Raw genomic sequence first — 15,400 nt, 5'->3', positions numbered from 1 at the left:
CATCGTGGCCCCCAGCCCCGACACCCGGCTGGTCGCGGGGAGGCGGGCACCCTGCTGTGGAGCGCCGACGCCGGCAGGAGCTGGAGCCGCTGGAGAGCCCGTACGAGGGCAGCTTCTTCGACGCGCTGGCGCTGGGGCCGCGGGACCTGCTGGTCTACGGCCTGCAGGGCAACGCCTGGCGCAGCACCGACGGCGGGCAGAGCTGGTCGAGGGTGGAGACGGGCACCACGGCCGGGCTGATGGGCGGTGCCGCCCTGGGCAATGGCCGGGTGGTGCTGGTGGGCGCGCAGGGCACGGTGCTGGAGAGCGCCGACGGCGGCGCCACCTTCACGCTGGAGCGGCGGCCCGACCGCGTGGCCCTGGCCGACGCGGTGGCCACCGGCGGCGGCCTGGTGCTGCTGGGCGAGGCCGGGGCCCTGCCCGGGCCGGGGCCCAAGCCCTGATCGCTTTCATATTCGGAATGAACCGCGCCGCTGGCGGCGCGCCCGACAGAGACGGGCCGATCCGGCCCCGGAATGAGCACGGACCCCATGCCGCAGAATTTCCTACAGAGGCTTGAGAGCTGGACCTTCCGCAACCGGGTGCTGGTCCTGGCCGTCTTCGGCCTGATCACCGCCTTCATGGCTTGGCAGGGGTCCAAGCTGCGGGTGGACGCAGGGTTCGAGAAGACCCTGCCCCTGACCCACCCCTATATGCAGACCTTCACCCAGTACAAGGACCAGTTCGGCGGCGCCAACCGGGTGTTGGTGGCCCTGTCCGTGGACAAGGGCGACATCTACACGCCGGAATTCATGACCCGGCTGAAGCAGGTGACGGATGAGGTGTTCTTCGTGCCCGGCGTGGACCGGGCCAGCGTCACCAGCCTGTTCACGCCCAACGTCCGCTTCATCGACATCGTGGAGGACGGCTTCGCCGGCGGCAACGTGATCCCGGCGGAGTTCCAACCCGATGAGAAGTGGCTGCCCATCGTCCGCGAGAACGTGCTGAAGTCCGGCCAGGTGGGCCGTCTGGTGGCGGAGGACTTCACCGCCGCCCTGGTCAGTGCCCAGTTGATCGAGCGCGACCCCCGCACCGGCAAGAAGCTGGATTACCTGGACGTGGCCAAGCGGCTGGAGGACATCCGCGCCCGCTTCGAGGACAAGGCTGCGGAGCCGGGCAAGCCGCAGATCAAGGTCCATGTCATCGGCTTCGCCAAGGCCATGGGCGATATCGCCGACGGGGCCAAGAGCGTGGTGATGTTCTTCGCCATCGCCTTCGTCATCACGGCGGTGCTGGTCTATGGCTACGGCAAGTCCTGGCTGATGACCTTCGCCATGCTCGGCATCTCCCTCTGCACCGTCATCTGGCAGTTCGGGTTGCTGGTGATCCTGGGCTATGGCATCGACCCGCTGTCGATCCTGGTGCCGTTCCTGGTGTTCGCCATCGCCATCAGCCATGGCGTGCAGAACGTGGGCACCATCAGCCAGGAAATGGGCAAGGGTGCCGACGCCTTCACCGCCGCCCGCATCAGCTTCGAACGTCTGCTGGTCCCCGGGGCCTCCGCCCTGGTGACCGACGCCCTGGCCTTCGTCACCATCGCCATCATCCAGATCCAGATGATCCAGGAGCTGGCGGTATCCGCCTCTGTCGGCATGCTGGTCATCATCATCACCCATTTGTGGGTGCTGCCCGTGGTGCTGAGCTACCTGCCCCTGGGGGACAACTACCGCCGCAAGGTGGAAGGCCAGGTGGGCCGGTTCGACAGGGTGTGGGAATGGCTGGCGGTGTTTGCCCGGCCCAAGGGCGCCATCGCCATGGTGGTCATCGGGCTGGCCGTGCTGGGCTGGTCCTGGCAGGTGCAGAAGGGCATGACCGTGGGCGACACGGAGGCCGGCGTGCCGGAGCTGTGGCCCGACAGCCGCTACAACCAGGACGCCAACCTGATCGTGGACCGCTTCGCCATCGGCGTCGACGTGATCCAGGTGATCGCGGAGACGCCGGCCAACGGCTGCATCGACCATTCCGTGATCCAGCAGGTGGACGACTTCACCTGGGCCATGACCAACGTGGAAGGCGTGCAATCCGCCCTGTCCATGGCCACGGCCATGCGCACGGTGAACACCGGCTGGAACGAGGGCAACATGAACTGGCGCGTCCTGCCCCGGGACAGCCAGGTGCTGGTCCGCGCCGTGACGCCCATCGAGACCTCGACGGGCCTGCTCAATGCTGACTGCTCCGTCATGCCGATCCTGATGTTCACCACCGACCACAAGGCGGAGACCATCGCCCGCATCGTCAAGGCGGTGGAGACCTATGTGGCGGCGAACCCGTCGGAAACGGTGCGCTTCCGCCTGGCGACCGGCAATGTGGGCGTGATGGCGGCGACGAACGAGGCGGTGACCTCCGCCGAGAAGCCCATGCTGCTGCTGGTCTATGTCACCGTCATCGTCTTCTGCGTCATCACCTTCCGTTCCATCGTGGGCAGCCTGGCGACGGTGTTGCCGCTGATCGTGGTGTCCATCCTGTGCAACGCGCTGATGACCAAGCTGGGGATCGGGCTGAAGATCAGCACCCTGCCGGCGGCGGCGCTGGGCGTCGGCATCGGCGTCGACTACGGCCTGTACATCTTCAACCGGTTGCAGGCCTACCTGAAGCACGGGCTGAACTTCGCCCAGGCCTATTATCGGACCTTGCAGGAAACGGGCAGCTCCGTCCTGTTCACCGGCATCACCCTGGCGGTGGCGACGGCAACCTGGATGTTCTCCGACCTGAAGTTCCAGGCGGACATGGGCGCCCTGCTGACCTTCATCTTCCTGGCCAACATGATCGGCGCCGTGGTCCTGCTGCCCGCCGTCGCCGCCCTGCTATACAAGATGTTCCCCAAGCTGTACGAGGCAGAGGTGCGCAGGGCCTCAAAGCGCACCTTCGCGGCGCATTAAGAATGCCCCTCCCCCATGGGGGAGGGGACTTTTCCTCACCCTAGGGCCAGTGGCCAAGCCGCCGGCTCACCCACCCAGTGCCTGGTTCAGCACATAGAGCACCCCGCCGATCACCGCGCCCAGCAGGGTGCCGTTGATGCGGATATATTGCAGGTCGCGGCCCACCCGCAGCTCCAGCCGGCGGGTGAAGTCCTCCACGTCCTGGGCGCGCAGGGTGCCGGAGACGAAGGCCTGGATGTTCTGCCGCCAGCGGGGGATGGCGGCGACGAAGGCTTCCTCGATGCTGCTGTTGATGCGGGCGCGCAGGTCCGCGTCGTCCAACTGTTCCGCCAGGGAGCCGAGGGCCGCGGCCACCACTTCCCGGATGCGGCCGTCCGGCTTGGCCAGGTCTTCCAGCGCCATCTCCCGCAGGGTGCCCACGGCATTGCCGACAAGCTGGGCGAAGCTGGACTCGGACAGGGCGGCGTTGACGATGCTGGTCAGCTTCTCGCCCAGGGGGCTGCCCTGCTCGATCTCATCGGGCAGCTCGGCCAGCCAGCGGCGCAGGTCGCGGCCCACCTCGCTGTGGGGGCTGCGCAGGTCGAACAGATGGCCGATGGCGGCGTCCGCCATGTTGCCGGCCACCCGCCTGTCCACCGCCTTGGGGATCCACCAGCGCGACCGTTCGGCCACGGCGTCCTGCAACCAGGCACGCCGGTCCTCTACCATCAGCATGGCGCGTTCGGTCAGCTCCCCGATCAGCCCCTCCAGCGCCTCGCTCTCCACCACCGCCCGCAGCACCCGGGCGATGGCGAAGCGCAGGTCGACCCCGGCCAGTCCGCGGCGCAGGGCGCGGGTCAGGGTGCCGCGGATGGCGGCCTCCCGCTCCTCCCGCAGCAGGGCGGGCAGCATGCCCACCACCAGGTCCGCCACCCGGTCGCGCGACGTCTCCCCCGCCAGCAGGCCGGACAGGCGGGCCGCCAGGTCCATGCGGCGGAGCTGCTCCACCAGCATGGTGGGCGCCAGGAATTCCCGGTCGATATAGGCGGCGATGCCGTCGGCGATGCGGTCGCGGTTACGCGGCACCAGCGCCGTGTGGGGGATGGGCAGGCCCAGGGGCCGGCGGAACAGGGCCGTCACCGCGAACCAGTCCGCCAGCCCGCCCACCATCCCCGCCTCTGCCACCGCCCTCAGCGGTGCCGCGGCCCCGGGCGGCAGGACACCCGTATGGCTGGCCCCCCAGCCCAGGGCGGCCAGGGCCAGGCAGCCGCCGGCCATCAGCTTGTGCCGGCGCAGGTCCGCCACCTCCGCGGCCTCGTCCGGGAAGTCAGGGCCCGCGGGGGGCAGGGGCGACGGCGTGGTCAGGGCGCGAAGGTCGGTCTGTGTGTCGGGCATCGGGCGATCCGGTTGCTGCTCTTTTTCTAGCATGTGGGGTCCGGTAGCGGTGCCGGAAGGGATTTACCGTGCGGTTACACACGGAAACCCCCGCGTTACCGGCTTTCCCGTAAACAGGGCAGCATGACGAAGGGGCCACGCTGCCCCGCACCCCGACACCACCGCCCCGCGCCCGTTTCCCCACCGGGCCCCAGGAGGACCGCCGCCATGGCCCTTCACCGCCTGACCCTGCCGGCCCTGGCCACCGCCATTGCCCTGCTGCCCTTGCCGGCCCTGGCCCAGCAGGGCGGCCCGCCCGCCCAGCCGCCCGCCAAGGTGCGCACGGCGACGGTGGAGGACCGGATGATGGCCCCCCAGATCGCCGTGCCAGGCACCATCCATTCCAAGCAGGATGCCGACGTGGCCGCCGAGGTGGCGGGCCGGGTGCTGTGGGTGGCGGAGGCGGGCACCCGCCTACAGGCCGGCGACGTGCTGGCCCGGCTGGATGACCGGGAACTGCAGCTCCAGGTCCAGCAGCTGGACGCCCAGGTGAAGAGCCTGCTGTCCCAACTGGAGTTCCAGACCAAGGAGGCCAACCGCCTACAACAGCTCGCCGCCCGCGACAGCGCTCCCGTCAGCCGGCTGGAGGAATCCCAGAGCAAGCGGGAGGTGCTGGCCCAGGACCTGGTGCGCATGCGGGCCCAGCGGGACCGGGTGGCCCTGGACATTGAGCGCGCCACCGTGCGCGCGCCCTTCGCCGGCCAGGTGGCCAGCCGCATGCTGGAAGTGGGCGAATACTCGGCCCCCGGCGCCAAGGTGGCCCGGCTGGTGGCGGTGGACCAGGTGGAGGTGCGTGCCCAGGCCCCCGTCGCCCTGGCCAACCAGCTGCGCGAGGGCATGGACGTGGCGCTGGAGGCCGACGGTCAGCAGGCCACCGGCCGTGTAAGCCGTATCATCCCCGTCGGTGAGGCCCAGAGCCGCACCTTCGAGGTGCGCGTGGCCCTGCCGGAGGGGCGCTGGATCGTGGGCGCCGCCGTGCGGGTGTCGCTGCCGTCGGCCGCCCCGCAGCAGGTGGTTGCCGTGCACCGGGACGCGCTGGTGATGCGCGGCACGGGCCTGTCGGTCTTCCGCGTCAGCGGGGAGAACAAGGCCGAGCGGGTGACGGTCCGTGCCGGCACCACGGTCGGCGAATGGGTCGAGGTGCTGGGCGAGGTGAAGCCCGGCGACAAAGTCGTGGTCCGGGGGGCGGAGCGCCTGCGCGAAGGCCAGGCGGTCGACACGGACCCTAAGGTGTCGTGAACGGATCGAAGCCCTGCTCGTTCCCACCGTTCACGATGACTGGGCGGCCGGAGATCCCACCCTCCGGCCGTCATTTTTTCAGAAGGGAGCGGGCGTGATTTTGGCTTGGCATGACCCTTCCTGCGGCCCGATTTTTGGCTGATCGGCCCCGTTCCGTCCCCTCTCCCAGGGGGAGAGGGACAGGGTGAGGGGTGGTGCGATCAGGATAGCAGGCGCCTGCCCGCAGGTTCCCCTTTCCGGAGAGGGCCCAACCCCTCTCCCTGTCCCTCCCCCTCTGGGGGAGGGGACGCAGTGGGGACGTTCGGCTTGAACTTATAATCGACGCTGAAGCGGCACCGGGGCACCGGGAGGCAAGGCCAGAAAAAGCTTTCTGGCCTTGCCTCCCCTATCGCCGGGACTTTCAGTCCTTCAGGTCCGCCCACAGTTCCTTGACCTTGGCGAAGAAGCCCTCGGATTCCGGGTGGTGCCCGTCCTCCCCGGCCTTCTCGAACTCCTTCAGCAGGTCCTGCTGCTTCTTGGTCAGGTTGACGGGGGTCTCCACCACCACCTGGATGTACAGGTCGCCGCGGGCGGGGCTGCGCAGGACGCTCATGCCCTTGCCCTTCAGGCGGAACTGGTGGCCGGTCTGGGTGCCGGCGGGCACGTTGATCTTGGCCCGGCTGCCGTCGATGGTGGGCACCTCGATGGTGCCGCCCAGGGCCGCCGTGGTCATGGGGATCGGCACCCGGCATTGCAGGTTCGCCCCGTCCCGCTGGAAGAAGCGGTGCGGCGCGATGGCCAGGAAGATGTAGAGGTCCCCGGGGCTGCCGCCACGGAGGCCCGCTTCCCCCTCCCCCGCCAAGCGGATGCGGGTGCCGTCCTCGACGCCCGCGGGGATGTTGACCTGGAGCGTCTTTTCCTTGCGCACCCGGCCCTGGCCGCCGCAGTTGCGGCAGGGGTCCTTGATCACCCGGCCGGCGCCGCCGCAACCCGGGCAGGTCCGCTCGATGGTGAAGAAGCCCTGCTGGGCCCGCACCTTGCCCGCGCCGTTGCAGGTGGGGCAGTTGATGGGCTGGGTGCCCTTCTCCGCGCCCGACCCGCCGCAATTGTCGCACAGCACGCTGGTGGGCACGCGTACCGTGGTGGTGGCGCCCTTGAAGGCGTCCTCCAGACTGATCTCCAGGTTGTAGCGCAGGTCAGCGCCCCTGGTGTTGGCCTGGCCGCCGCGCCCGCCGCGGCCCATGAACTCCCCGAACATCTCGTCGAAGATGTCGGCGAAGCCGGACCCGAAGTCGAAGCCAGCGGCACCCGGCCCCGCACCGGCCCCGCCGCGCCCGCCCTCGAAGGCGGCGTGGCCGAACCGGTCATAGGCGGCCCGCTTCTGCTCGTCCTTCAGGACGTCATAGGCCTCGTTGATCTCCTTGAATTTCTGCTCGGCAGCCTTGTCACCCTGGTTGCGGTCAGGGTGGTACTGCATGGCCAGCTTGCGGTAGGCCTTCTTCAGCTCGTCGGCGCCGGCCCCTTTCTGGCAGCCCAGCACCTCGTAAAAGTCGCGCTTCGACATGGCGGTCTTGCTGTCCCCGCCGGCGCCCCGGGCAAGGATGCCCGCGCGCGGCTTGATATCGTCACATCCAAGTGCCCTGAGCGCAACAGGCCTGTCCGTGATAACGGACAGGCCCGCGCGTCATTTCAGGGCGGTGTGGCCCGACGGACCTGTCGAGATCAGGACTTCTTGCGGTCGTCGTCCACTTCCTCGAAGTCGGCGTCCACCACCTTCTCCGAGCCGCCGGCGGCGCCCTCTTCCGCCCCGCCGGTCGGGCCGGCGCCCGCGGCGCCACCCTCCTGGCCGGCCTTGTACAGGGCCTCGCCCAGCTTCATGCTGGCCTGGGCCAGGGCGTCGGTCTTCGCCTTGATGTCCGCGGCGTCGTCCTTCGTCACGGCCTCCCGCAGGGCGGCGATGGCGCTCTCCGCCGCGGCCTTCTCAGCCGCCGGCAGCTTGTCGCCATTGTCCTTGATGGTCCGCTCGGTGGTGTGGATCAGGCCGTCGGCGTGGTTGCGCGCCTCGACCAGCTCCTTGCGCTTCTTGTCCTCGGCGGCGTGGGCCTCCGCGTCCTTCACCATCTTGTCGATGTCGGCGTCGGACAGGCCGCCCGAGGCCTGGATGCGGATGGTCTGCTCCTTGTTCGTCGCCTTGTCCTTGGCGGACACGTTGACGATGCCGTTGGCGTCGATGTCGAAGGTGACCTCGATCTGCGGCACGCCGCGGGGGGCCGACGGGATGCCCATCAGGTCGAACTGGCCCAGCAGCTTGTTGTCCGCCGCCATCTCGCGCTCGCCCTGGAAGACGCGGATGGTCACCGCCGATTGGTTGTCCTCGGCCGTGGAGAAGACCTGGGACTTCTTGGTCGGGATGGTGGTGTTGCGGTCGATCAGGCGGGTGAACACGCCGCCCAGGGTCTCGATGCCCAGGGACAGCGGGGTCACGTCCAGCAGCAGCACGTCCTTCACGTCGCCCTTCAGCACGCCGCCCTGGATGGCGGCGCCGACGGCCACGACCTCGTCCGGGTTCACGCCGCGGTGCGGCTCACGCCCGAAGAACTGCTTCACCGCCTCAATGACCTTGGGCATGCGGGTCATGCCGCCGACCAGGATCACCTCGTCGATCTCGCTGGCCTTCAGCCCGGCGTCCTTCAGGGCCGCCTTGCACGGCTCGATGGTGCGGGCGACCAGGTCGTCCACCAGCGCCTCCAGCTTGGCGCGGGTCAGCTTGATGTTCAGGTGCTTCGGGCCGCTGGCGTCGGCGGTGATGAAGGGCAGGTTGACCTCGGTCTGCATCGAGCTGGACAGCTCGATCTTGGCCTTCTCCGCGGCCTCCTTCAGGCGCTGCAGGGCCAGCCGGTCCTTGCGCAGGTCGATGCCCTGCTCCTTCTTGAACTCGTCGGCCAGGTAATCGATGATCCGGGCGTCGAAGTCCTCGCCGCCCAGGAAGGTGTCGCCGTTGGTGGACTTCACCTCGAACACGCCGTCGCCGATCTCCAGCACCGACACGTCGAAGGTGCCGCCGCCCAGGTCATAGACCGCGATGGTGCCGCTGCCCTTCCGCTCCATGCCATAGGCAAGGGCGGCCGCCGTCGGCTCGTTGATGATGCGCAGCACCTCAAGGCCGGCGATCTTGCCGGCGTCCTTGGTGGCCTGGCGCTGGCTGTCGTTGAAATAGGCGGGGACGGTGATGACCGCCTGGGTTACCTTCTCGCCCAGGTACGCCTCCGCGGTCTCCTTCATCTTCTGCAGGATGAAGGCGCTGACCTGGCTGGGGCTGTACTTCTCGCCATGGGCCTCGACCCAGGCGTCGCCGTTGCCGCCGGAGATGATCTTGTAGGGCACCAGGCCCATGTCCTTCTTCACCATCGGGTCTTCGAAGCGGCGCCCGATCAGGCGCTTGATGGCGAAGAGGGTGTTGTCGGGGTTCGTCACCGCCTGGCGCTTGGCCGGCTGGCCGACGAGCCGCTCACCGCCCTGGGTGAAGGCGACCATGGAGGGGGTGGTACGGGCCCCCTCGGCGTTCTCGATCACGCGGGCCTGCGTGCCTTCCATGACGGCCACGCAGGAATTGGTGGTGCCAAGATCGATCCCGATGACTTTGCTCATGCTGCGACCTCTCGTTTCCGGCAGATCGGCTGCGGCCCACAATGCCCCACGGCACCGCCGCGATCCCCGATATCGGTGTTCCCCTGATGAACCGACCGACCCGCGAGGCCGCGGGCCGGGGCGGGGTGTGGGAAAGCCCCCGCGTCGCTGGGAGATATAGGCAGGTGCCGGCCCGGCTGCAACGGGCGTGTGTCACACACGCCGCAGCGGTCACGGACAGGGCACACCCGCCCGGGAAGCATGGGGGAGGCAAAGGGGCGGGCCCGGCCGCCACCCTTTCCGGCCCATGCCGGGCGCTTACCGGATGATGGGGTGTCGGGCTGATCCGCACACCATTAGTCGGACAAGTTCCCGATGGACACCGGTTACCCTGCCGCTCCATTCTGGCAATTAACCGGAAGGCGTGCGATGCAATCGTACAAGTAAAAGCTTACCATCACCCTATGGCACTTCACGTTAATGCAGTTTGAACGGCGGAAAGGTCGGGGCGATGACTTCAGTCAATTCATGGTTGCAAGACAAAGGCGCATTTTTCCTCCTCCCCTATCCGGAAAGATTTATGTATCTTAGCCGAGCATTCCATCCCGAATGGGTGTGGCAACGGGGACGGCGGGCGGTCATGTCGGAGCGACAGTGGGAAGAGACGCGGCCGGATGAGGAGCCGCAGATGGATCGGCCGGAGAGCGTGGCCCTGGCCATCAAACGCTGCCTGGACAGCCTGGCCAGCGACGCACGGCAGAGCCACATGCTGGACCTTGCCCATTTCATCGGGCTGGCCGCGCTGGCAGCGGAGGACGCAGCCCGGGCCCACGCCGCCACCGACCCCCGCCGTGACCTGATGGACCGGGAACCGGTGGGAAGCTGCTGAAGGGCAGGACACCACAGACATTTGCAGCGCCAATGTTATTGGCGGAAATAATCAATTTTTCCGATCGTTGAGCCGGTGGTAGGACCCGCGGACCCATTCCCGCGACGGTTCGCCCCATGCCCGCCGACATCCTGGTCAACAACCTGCTTTCCCCCATCGTCCTGGCCTTCGTGCTGGGCGTCCTGGCCCAGCTGGTGCGCAGCGAGCTGGAATTCCCCGAGCCGGTGCTGCGGCTGATCTCCATCTTCCTGCTGCTGTCCATCGGCCTGCAGGGCGGGCGGGAGCTGGCCCACACCACCTGGGCGGAGGTGTCGCGCGCCATCGGCGTGACGTTCCTGCTGGTGCTGCTGTTGCCGGCCCACGCCTACCTCGTCGCCCGCCGGCTGGGCGGGTTCGACCGGCACAACGCCACGGGGCTGGCCGCCCTCTACGGCTCCGTCTCCAGCGTCACCTTCCTGGCCGCCCTGTCCTTCGCCAAGGCCCTGGGCACCCCGGCGGAGGGGTTCATGACCGGGCTGGTGGCGCTGATGGAATGGGGCATCATCATCGCCCTGCTGATCGGCCGCTACACCACCGGCCGGGCGGAGATGGGGCAGAGCGACTTCCGCGACCTGTTCCTGTCCACCCTGCGGTCCCGCGGCATCGTGCTGCTGGGCGGCGGCATGGCCATGGGCATGCTGACCACCGACACGGGCTATGCTCAGATCCAACCTTTCTTCGAGGGGCTGTTCCGCGGCTTCCTGGTGCTGTTCCTGCTGGAGATGGGCATGACCGCCGCCCGCCAGCTGCGGGAGTTCGCGCGGGTGGGCTGGGTCATGCTGGCCTTCGCCATCCTGGTGCCCCTGGTGCACGGGGCCATCGGCACCCTGCTGGGCACCCTGGCAGGCCTGTCCCTGGGCGGGGCCTTCGTGCTGGGGGCGGTGGCGGCGTCGGCCAGCTACATCGACGCCCCCGCCGCCGTGCGGGCCAGCTTCCCCAAGGCCAACCCCAGCATCTACCTGACGGGGTCCCTGGGCCTGACCTTCCCCTTCAACCTGCTGCTGGGCCTGCCGATCTATTACGAGATGGCCAAGCTCTGGCAGGCTTGGCTGGGGTGAGGCGCCCCCCAGCCACCCGGCCGCGGCAGGCGCCGTCAGCCGCCCAGCGCCTGCCGCCGCTCCACCTCTGCCTCCGTCGGTACCTCCAGGGCGAAGGAACCGGTCTGTACTTCCCCCGCCAACCGGTAGCGGGCGACCAGCACGCCGGCGGGGGTAGCGAAGCTGTGGGTCAGGTGGAAAGCAGCCGGCAGGGCCCCGCCCCCGAACAGGCGCAGCCCCTTGCCCAGCACCACGGGCATGACCAGCAGCCGCGCCTCGTCCACCAGCCCGTGGGCGAACAGGATCTGGAGCAGCTCGCTGCTGCCCTGGACCAGCAGGGTCGGCCCGTCCTGCCCCTTCAGCACCCGCACGGCGGCGGCCACGTCCGGGCCCAGGGCGTGGCTGTTCTGCCAGGCCAGGGACTCCGGCCGATGGGTCGCCACATGCTTGGCGCAGGCGTTGAACTTGCGGGCGATGTCCACGCTGCCGGGGTCATAGCCCGGCTGGCCCGGCTCCAGCGGCACATGGGGCCAGTGGGCGGCGAAGATGTCGTAGGTGCGCCGGCCCAGCAGCAGGTCGAAGGGTTGGGCGAAGATGTCGTCCATCTCCGCCCCCAGCGCCTCGTCGAAATAGGGGACGGTCCAGCCGCCAAGGGTGAACCCGCCGCGGGGGTCCTCGTCCGGGCCGCCGGGGGCCTGCATCACGCCGTCCAGGCTGACGAAGGTGGAAACCATGAGCTTGCGCATCGACCACTCCCTGGGTGCCGGGCCCGCCGGGGGCCCTTGTTGGCCCTAGGACGGGCGGGGGCGGCCGGGGCCGACAGGGGCGCGCGCTTTTTTCCGGGGCGCTCGGGCGGTCAGTGCCGGGTGTCCGTCGCCGCCACCCACGCGGTGACGATGCTGTCGGCAGACTCGGGCGGAGTTTCCGGGTGGTGCCAGCGATAGACGGTCATGGCCGCCTCATAGCAGTACCGGTCGGGTTCCCCCTTGGCCAGCAGCTCACGGTAGGCGCGTTGGACCGCCGGGCGGCAGCAATCGCCGTCCGAGGAAGGCCCACAGGCCGGCAGGGCCGTCATCCGCGGTCGACGCACGCTGGTTCCCTTCAGGACTTGGCGTTGCCAGCGGCCTTGCCGTTGCCGGCGGCGTTCTTGCGCACGCCGTACAGCTCCAGCCGGTGGCCGATCAGGTTGTAGCCCAACTCGTCGGCGATCTTTTCCTTGATGCGCTCCAGCTCATCGCTGGCGAACTCCACCACCTCACCGGTCTGCACGTCGATCAGATGGTGGTGGTGTTCCTCCTTCGCCTCCTCATACCGGGCGCGGCCGTCGCCGAAGTCCAGACGCTCGATGACGTTGGCTTCCTCGAACAGGCGCATGGTCCGGTAGACCGTGGCGATGGAGATGTTGTTGTCCAGGGCCGAGGCACGACGGTAGACCTGTTCCACGTCCGGATGGTCATGGGATTCCGACAGCACGCGGCTGATGACGCGCCGCTGCTCGGTCATCTTCAGGCCCTTCTGCAGGCAGAGCTGTTCGAGGCGGGACGGCATGGCTGAACTCCGGGACCGGGCGGCTACATCACTCATATGGACAATAGACCGGTCGGAAGCGAGGGGCAAACCTTCCGTCCAGGAAAACCGGGTCGGCAAATCCGCCTAACGCCGCAACAGGTCAAGCAATGTCCCAACCGTGTCGGCGTCCAGCTTGGCGATGCGCCGGGACAGCAGGTTGGCGGCCAGGGTGTGGTCGGGGGTCAGGCCGGCCGTATCCACCACCACGCGCGGGTCGGACAGGGCGGCCAGCCGCTCCAGCTCCTCCGCCTCGTCCCAGATCAGGCCGAAATAGCCGCAGATCTGCCGCACCAGCATGGGCGAGGGCACGCCCTTGTGGCCATGCTCCAGGGCGGACAGGTAGGCCGAGCTGATCTCCAGCTCCGCCGCCATCTCCTTCAACTGCACGCCCTTCCGGGCCCGCAACTGCCGCACGCGCTCACCGAAGGGGGTCATGGCTGACTTTCCCCTCGGCCTGGGGGATGGATGGGGGACACGGACGACACGGACACTCCACGGACGGGCACGGACAGGAGGATAAGGGCTGCGCCGCAGGCAGGAAAGCGACGTCTCCAGGGCTGGCCGACCGGCTTTCTGCCGTCCGTGTCGTCCGTGGCGTGTCCGTGCAGTCCGTGTGAACGGCCCTACGCCGCCCCATACCGCCGCCCCGCCTCGATGGTCAGGCCCAGGCCCACGGCGCCGAACTTGTCGCCTTCCACCACCCGCGCCTCCGGCAACTCGGCGGTGATGGCGCCGCGGACGGCGGGGAGCAGGGTGGAGCCGCCGGTAAGGAAGACGGCGTCCACGTCGGCCGCCTTCAGCCCGGCCTGGCGCAGGCAGTCCTTCGTCATGGCCGCCAGCCGGTCCACCGGCTCCGCGATCGCCTCCCCCAACCGGCCACGGGTGGCGGGTGCGTCCAGCCCGGGCTCGACCAGGGACAGGTCGATGTCCAGCGACGGGCTGCCGGACAGGGCGATCTTCGCCGCCTCCACCCGCATGGCCAGGGCATGGCCCAGATGCTGATCCAGCACGGTGGCGAGGCGGTCCAGCAGCCGTGGCGCCACCGCCTCCCGCGCCACGCGGCGCACCTCCGCCAGCATCTGCGGGGTGTAGAGGAAGTTGATCTTGGCCCAGGTGGCCAGGTCCGCGTACCAGTGGTTGGGCGTCAGCAACCCGGCCCGCCGCAGTGGCGCCCGGTAACCCAGGTGCGGCATCACCGCCTCCAGGCTCAGCAGCCGGTCGAAGTCGGTGCCGCCGATGCGCAGCCCGTCGTTCGCCAGGATGTCGTCCGCCCGGTCCGATCTGCCCGACCGCTCCGGCCCGATGCGGACGATGGAGAAGTCGGACGTGCCGCCGCCGATGTCGGCGATCAGGGCCACCTGCTCCGCGTTGATTTCAGCCTCATAGGCCAGGGCGGCGGCGATGGGCTCGTACTGGAAGGACACCTCGGTGAAGCCCGCCGCCTTGGCGATGTCCTCAAGCGCGTCCTGGGCGCGGCGGTCGGCGGCTTCGTCCCCGTCCACGAAGTGTACCGGGCGGCCATGGACCACCTGGGTCAGCTCACGCCCCCCATGGGCCTCCGCCGTGGCCTTGATGTGGCGAACCACCAGGCCGATCACTTCCCGGAAGCCCACCCGGCGGCGGCCCAGCAGGGTTTCCTCATCGATCAGGCTGGTGCCCAGGACGGACTTCAGGGACCGCATCAGCCGCCCCTCGCCCCCCGCCACATAGGCCGCCAGGGCCGCCCGGCCGAAGCTGGGGCGGTGTGCCTCGAAGTCGAAGAAGATGGCGCTGGGCAGGGTGGTGTCGTCCCCTTCCAGCGGCAGCATCCGCGCGCCATCCGCGAGGGCGACGCCGAGGGTGGAGTTGGACGTGCCGAAATCGAGCCCACACGCGACCATCACAGCACCTCCCGTCCGGCAAAGGGCCGGGGGTTCTAGGGGAGGTTGCCGGGGGAGTCAAGACGGCTTCGACTCAGCGCCGCCGCCTCAGGAAGACATAATAGGCCCCGCCGCCGCCATGGTGGGGCTGGGCCTGGTGGATGGCGAGGACCAGGCTTTTGAAGGCGGCCTCGTTCAGCCAGCGGGGGACGGCGCTGCGCAGGATGCCCTCCCCGCGCGGGGCCCCGCCCTTGCCGGTGATGACCAGCAACAGGCGGCGGCCCTGGTCATGGCTGCGGCGGACGAAGCCCAGCAGGGCGTCGTGGGCCTCCCCCTGTGTCATGCCGTGCAGGTCGATGCGGCCGTCCACCGGCAGCTTGCCGCGGCGGACCTTCTCGTCCGTGCGCTTATCGATGCCGGACTTCGGCCCGAGGGGGCGGGGGCGAGGTTGAGGGTGACGGCGGCTTTTTCCTTCACCGGCACGGCGGCCAGGAGCTGGGCCATGCGTTCGGCCACGTTGAAGGGCGGCGGCGCCTTGGCGGGCGCCTTCGCCACGGGCCCCGGCGGCGGGGGTGGCTGGGGGGCGGGCGTGGGGGCCGCTTGGGCCAGGGCCTGCGCCTTGCCCAGGCGGGCGGTGCGCAGGGGCACGGCGTCGCGCATCACCGTGCGCCACAGCTCCACCTCCGCCGCGCTGGGGGTGCGGCGGCCCTTAGACAAGGCAGGTGCCCATCCCGGATGGGCGCCTGACAAGGCCGGCGACCGCCGGCCCGCGCCCCCATGGGCGCGTAAGCCAAGCCGCCGGATGGCGGCGCCCGGCGCTTGAGGGCGCAA

At 69.3% G+C, this 15,400-nt stretch carries 15 protein-coding genes; 5 read left to right on the top strand and 10 right to left on the bottom strand.

What is annotated here, in order from left to right; genetic code table 11:
- Positions 1-56: 56 nt before the first annotated feature.
- The gene (locus HHL28_RS18085; RefSeq protein WP_404326986.1) at positions 57-443 is read left to right on the top strand and encodes a WD40/YVTN/BNR-like repeat-containing protein; all 387 of its coding nucleotides are present in this window, start codon (positions 57-59) and stop codon (positions 441-443) included.
- An 87-nt stretch (positions 444-530) separates the two neighbouring features.
- Positions 531-2,918, top strand: coding sequence for an efflux RND transporter permease subunit (locus HHL28_RS00455; protein ID WP_169654496.1), 2,388 nt, complete (start codon positions 531-533; stop codon positions 2,916-2,918).
- Positions 2,919-2,984: 66 nt separating this feature from the next.
- Here the strand turns inward: HHL28_RS00455 and HHL28_RS00450 are convergent, their stop codons facing one another.
- Positions 2,985-4,292 carry a DUF445 domain-containing protein gene (locus HHL28_RS00450; protein WP_075770669.1) on the bottom strand — a complete coding sequence of 436 codons (1,308 nt, stop codon included), beginning with the start codon at positions 4,290-4,292 and terminating at the stop codon, positions 2,985-2,987.
- A gap of 207 nt (positions 4,293-4,499) precedes the next feature.
- Between HHL28_RS00450 and HHL28_RS00445 the strand changes: the two genes are divergently transcribed.
- The gene (locus tag HHL28_RS00445) at positions 4,500-5,570 is read left to right on the top strand and encodes an efflux RND transporter periplasmic adaptor subunit (RefSeq protein ID WP_075770668.1); all 1,071 of its coding nucleotides are present in this window, start codon (positions 4,500-4,502) and stop codon (positions 5,568-5,570) included.
- Between the two features lie 400 nt (positions 5,571-5,970).
- Here HHL28_RS00445 and dnaJ read toward each other — a convergent pair whose 3' ends face one another.
- Positions 5,971-7,113 carry a molecular chaperone DnaJ gene (dnaJ, locus tag HHL28_RS00440; protein WP_075770667.1) on the bottom strand — a complete coding sequence of 381 codons (1,143 nt, stop codon included), beginning with the start codon at positions 7,111-7,113 and terminating at the stop codon, positions 5,971-5,973.
- 158 nt (positions 7,114-7,271) lie between these two features.
- A complete protein-coding gene (dnaK, locus tag HHL28_RS00435; RefSeq protein WP_075770666.1) occupies positions 7,272-9,197 on the bottom strand; it encodes a molecular chaperone DnaK in 1,926 nt (641 codons plus the stop codon).
- Between the two features lie 619 nt (positions 9,198-9,816).
- Here dnaK and HHL28_RS00430 point away from each other — a divergent pair.
- Positions 9,817-10,065 (top strand): hypothetical protein, encoded by a 249-nt coding sequence (locus tag HHL28_RS00430; RefSeq protein WP_404326160.1) that lies wholly within the window; start codon positions 9,817-9,819, stop codon positions 10,063-10,065.
- A gap of 116 nt (positions 10,066-10,181) precedes the next feature.
- Positions 10,182-11,162: a sodium-dependent bicarbonate transport family permease gene (locus HHL28_RS00425; protein ID WP_075770664.1), complete on the top strand. Its 981-nt coding sequence runs from the start codon at positions 10,182-10,184 to the stop codon at positions 11,160-11,162.
- A gap of 35 nt (positions 11,163-11,197) precedes the next feature.
- Here HHL28_RS00425 and HHL28_RS00420 read toward each other — a convergent pair whose 3' ends face one another.
- The 7 genes from HHL28_RS00420 to HHL28_RS00390 all read right to left on the bottom strand — a co-directional run bounded on the left by HHL28_RS00420 (position 11,198) and on the right by HHL28_RS00390 (position 15,286).
- Complete coding sequence (locus HHL28_RS00420; RefSeq protein ID WP_075770663.1) at positions 11,198-11,887, bottom strand: dihydrofolate reductase family protein; 690 nt, start codon at positions 11,885-11,887, stop codon at positions 11,198-11,200.
- Between the two features lie 110 nt (positions 11,888-11,997).
- Positions 11,998-12,231, bottom strand: coding sequence for a hypothetical protein (locus tag HHL28_RS00415; protein WP_404326158.1), 234 nt, complete (start codon positions 12,229-12,231; stop codon positions 11,998-12,000).
- 11 nt (positions 12,232-12,242) lie between these two features.
- Entirely contained in the window at positions 12,243-12,689 is a 447-nt protein-coding gene (locus HHL28_RS00410) for a Fur family transcriptional regulator (protein WP_075770661.1), read from the bottom strand.
- Between the two features lie 105 nt (positions 12,690-12,794).
- Entirely contained in the window at positions 12,795-13,145 is a 351-nt protein-coding gene (locus tag HHL28_RS00405; RefSeq protein ID WP_075770660.1) for a helix-turn-helix domain-containing protein, read from the bottom strand.
- Between the two features lie 188 nt (positions 13,146-13,333).
- A complete protein-coding gene (locus HHL28_RS00400; protein ID WP_075770659.1) occupies positions 13,334-14,590 on the bottom strand; it encodes an Hsp70 family protein in 1,257 nt (418 codons plus the stop codon).
- Between the two features lie 73 nt (positions 14,591-14,663).
- Positions 14,664-14,939 (bottom strand): Smr/MutS family protein, encoded by a 276-nt coding sequence (locus HHL28_RS00395; RefSeq protein WP_169654495.1) that lies wholly within the window; start codon positions 14,937-14,939, stop codon positions 14,664-14,666.
- On the bottom strand, positions 14,909-15,286 hold the full coding sequence (locus HHL28_RS00390) for a hypothetical protein (RefSeq protein ID WP_169654494.1): 378 nt from the start codon (positions 15,284-15,286) through the stop codon (positions 14,909-14,911). The genes HHL28_RS00395 and HHL28_RS00390 overlap by 31 nt, the downstream gene beginning before the upstream one ends.
- Positions 15,287-15,400 lie beyond the last annotated feature (114 nt).

Source organism: Aerophototrophica crusticola (assembly GCF_012913305.1).
Lineage (GTDB): Bacteria > Pseudomonadota > Alphaproteobacteria > Azospirillales > Azospirillaceae > Niveispirillum > Niveispirillum crusticola.
Note: the sequence above shows the minus strand (reverse complement) of the source record. Positions and strands in the feature narration are given on the sequence as shown.

Excerpts from the sequence above, each read along its gene's own strand:
- HHL28_RS00455 (WP_169654496.1), top strand. The coding sequence starts at position 531 with ATGCCGCAGAATTTCCTACAGAGGCTTGAGAGCTGGACCTTCCGCAAC.
- HHL28_RS00450 (WP_075770669.1), bottom strand. The coding sequence starts at position 4,292 with ATGCCCGACACACAGACCGACCTTCGCGCCCTGACCACGCCGTCGCCC.
- HHL28_RS00445 (WP_075770668.1), top strand. The coding sequence starts at position 4,500 with ATGGCCCTTCACCGCCTGACCCTGCCGGCCCTGGCCACCGCCATTGCC.
- dnaJ (WP_075770667.1), bottom strand. The coding sequence starts at position 7,113 with ATGTCGAAGCGCGACTTTTACGAGGTGCTGGGCTGCCAGAAAGGGGCC.
- dnaK (WP_075770666.1), bottom strand. The coding sequence starts at position 9,197 with ATGAGCAAAGTCATCGGGATCGATCTTGGCACCACCAATTCCTGCGTG.
- HHL28_RS00430 (WP_404326160.1), top strand. The coding sequence starts at position 9,817 with ATGTCGGAGCGACAGTGGGAAGAGACGCGGCCGGATGAGGAGCCGCAG.
- HHL28_RS00425 (WP_075770664.1), top strand. The coding sequence starts at position 10,182 with ATGCCCGCCGACATCCTGGTCAACAACCTGCTTTCCCCCATCGTCCTG.
- HHL28_RS00420 (WP_075770663.1), bottom strand. The coding sequence starts at position 11,887 with ATGCGCAAGCTCATGGTTTCCACCTTCGTCAGCCTGGACGGCGTGATG.
- HHL28_RS00410 (WP_075770661.1), bottom strand. The coding sequence starts at position 12,689 with ATGCCGTCCCGCCTCGAACAGCTCTGCCTGCAGAAGGGCCTGAAGATG.
- HHL28_RS00405 (WP_075770660.1), bottom strand. The coding sequence starts at position 13,145 with ATGACCCCCTTCGGTGAGCGCGTGCGGCAGTTGCGGGCCCGGAAGGGC.
- HHL28_RS00400 (WP_075770659.1), bottom strand. The coding sequence starts at position 14,590 with ATGGTCGCGTGTGGGCTCGATTTCGGCACGTCCAACTCCACCCTCGGC.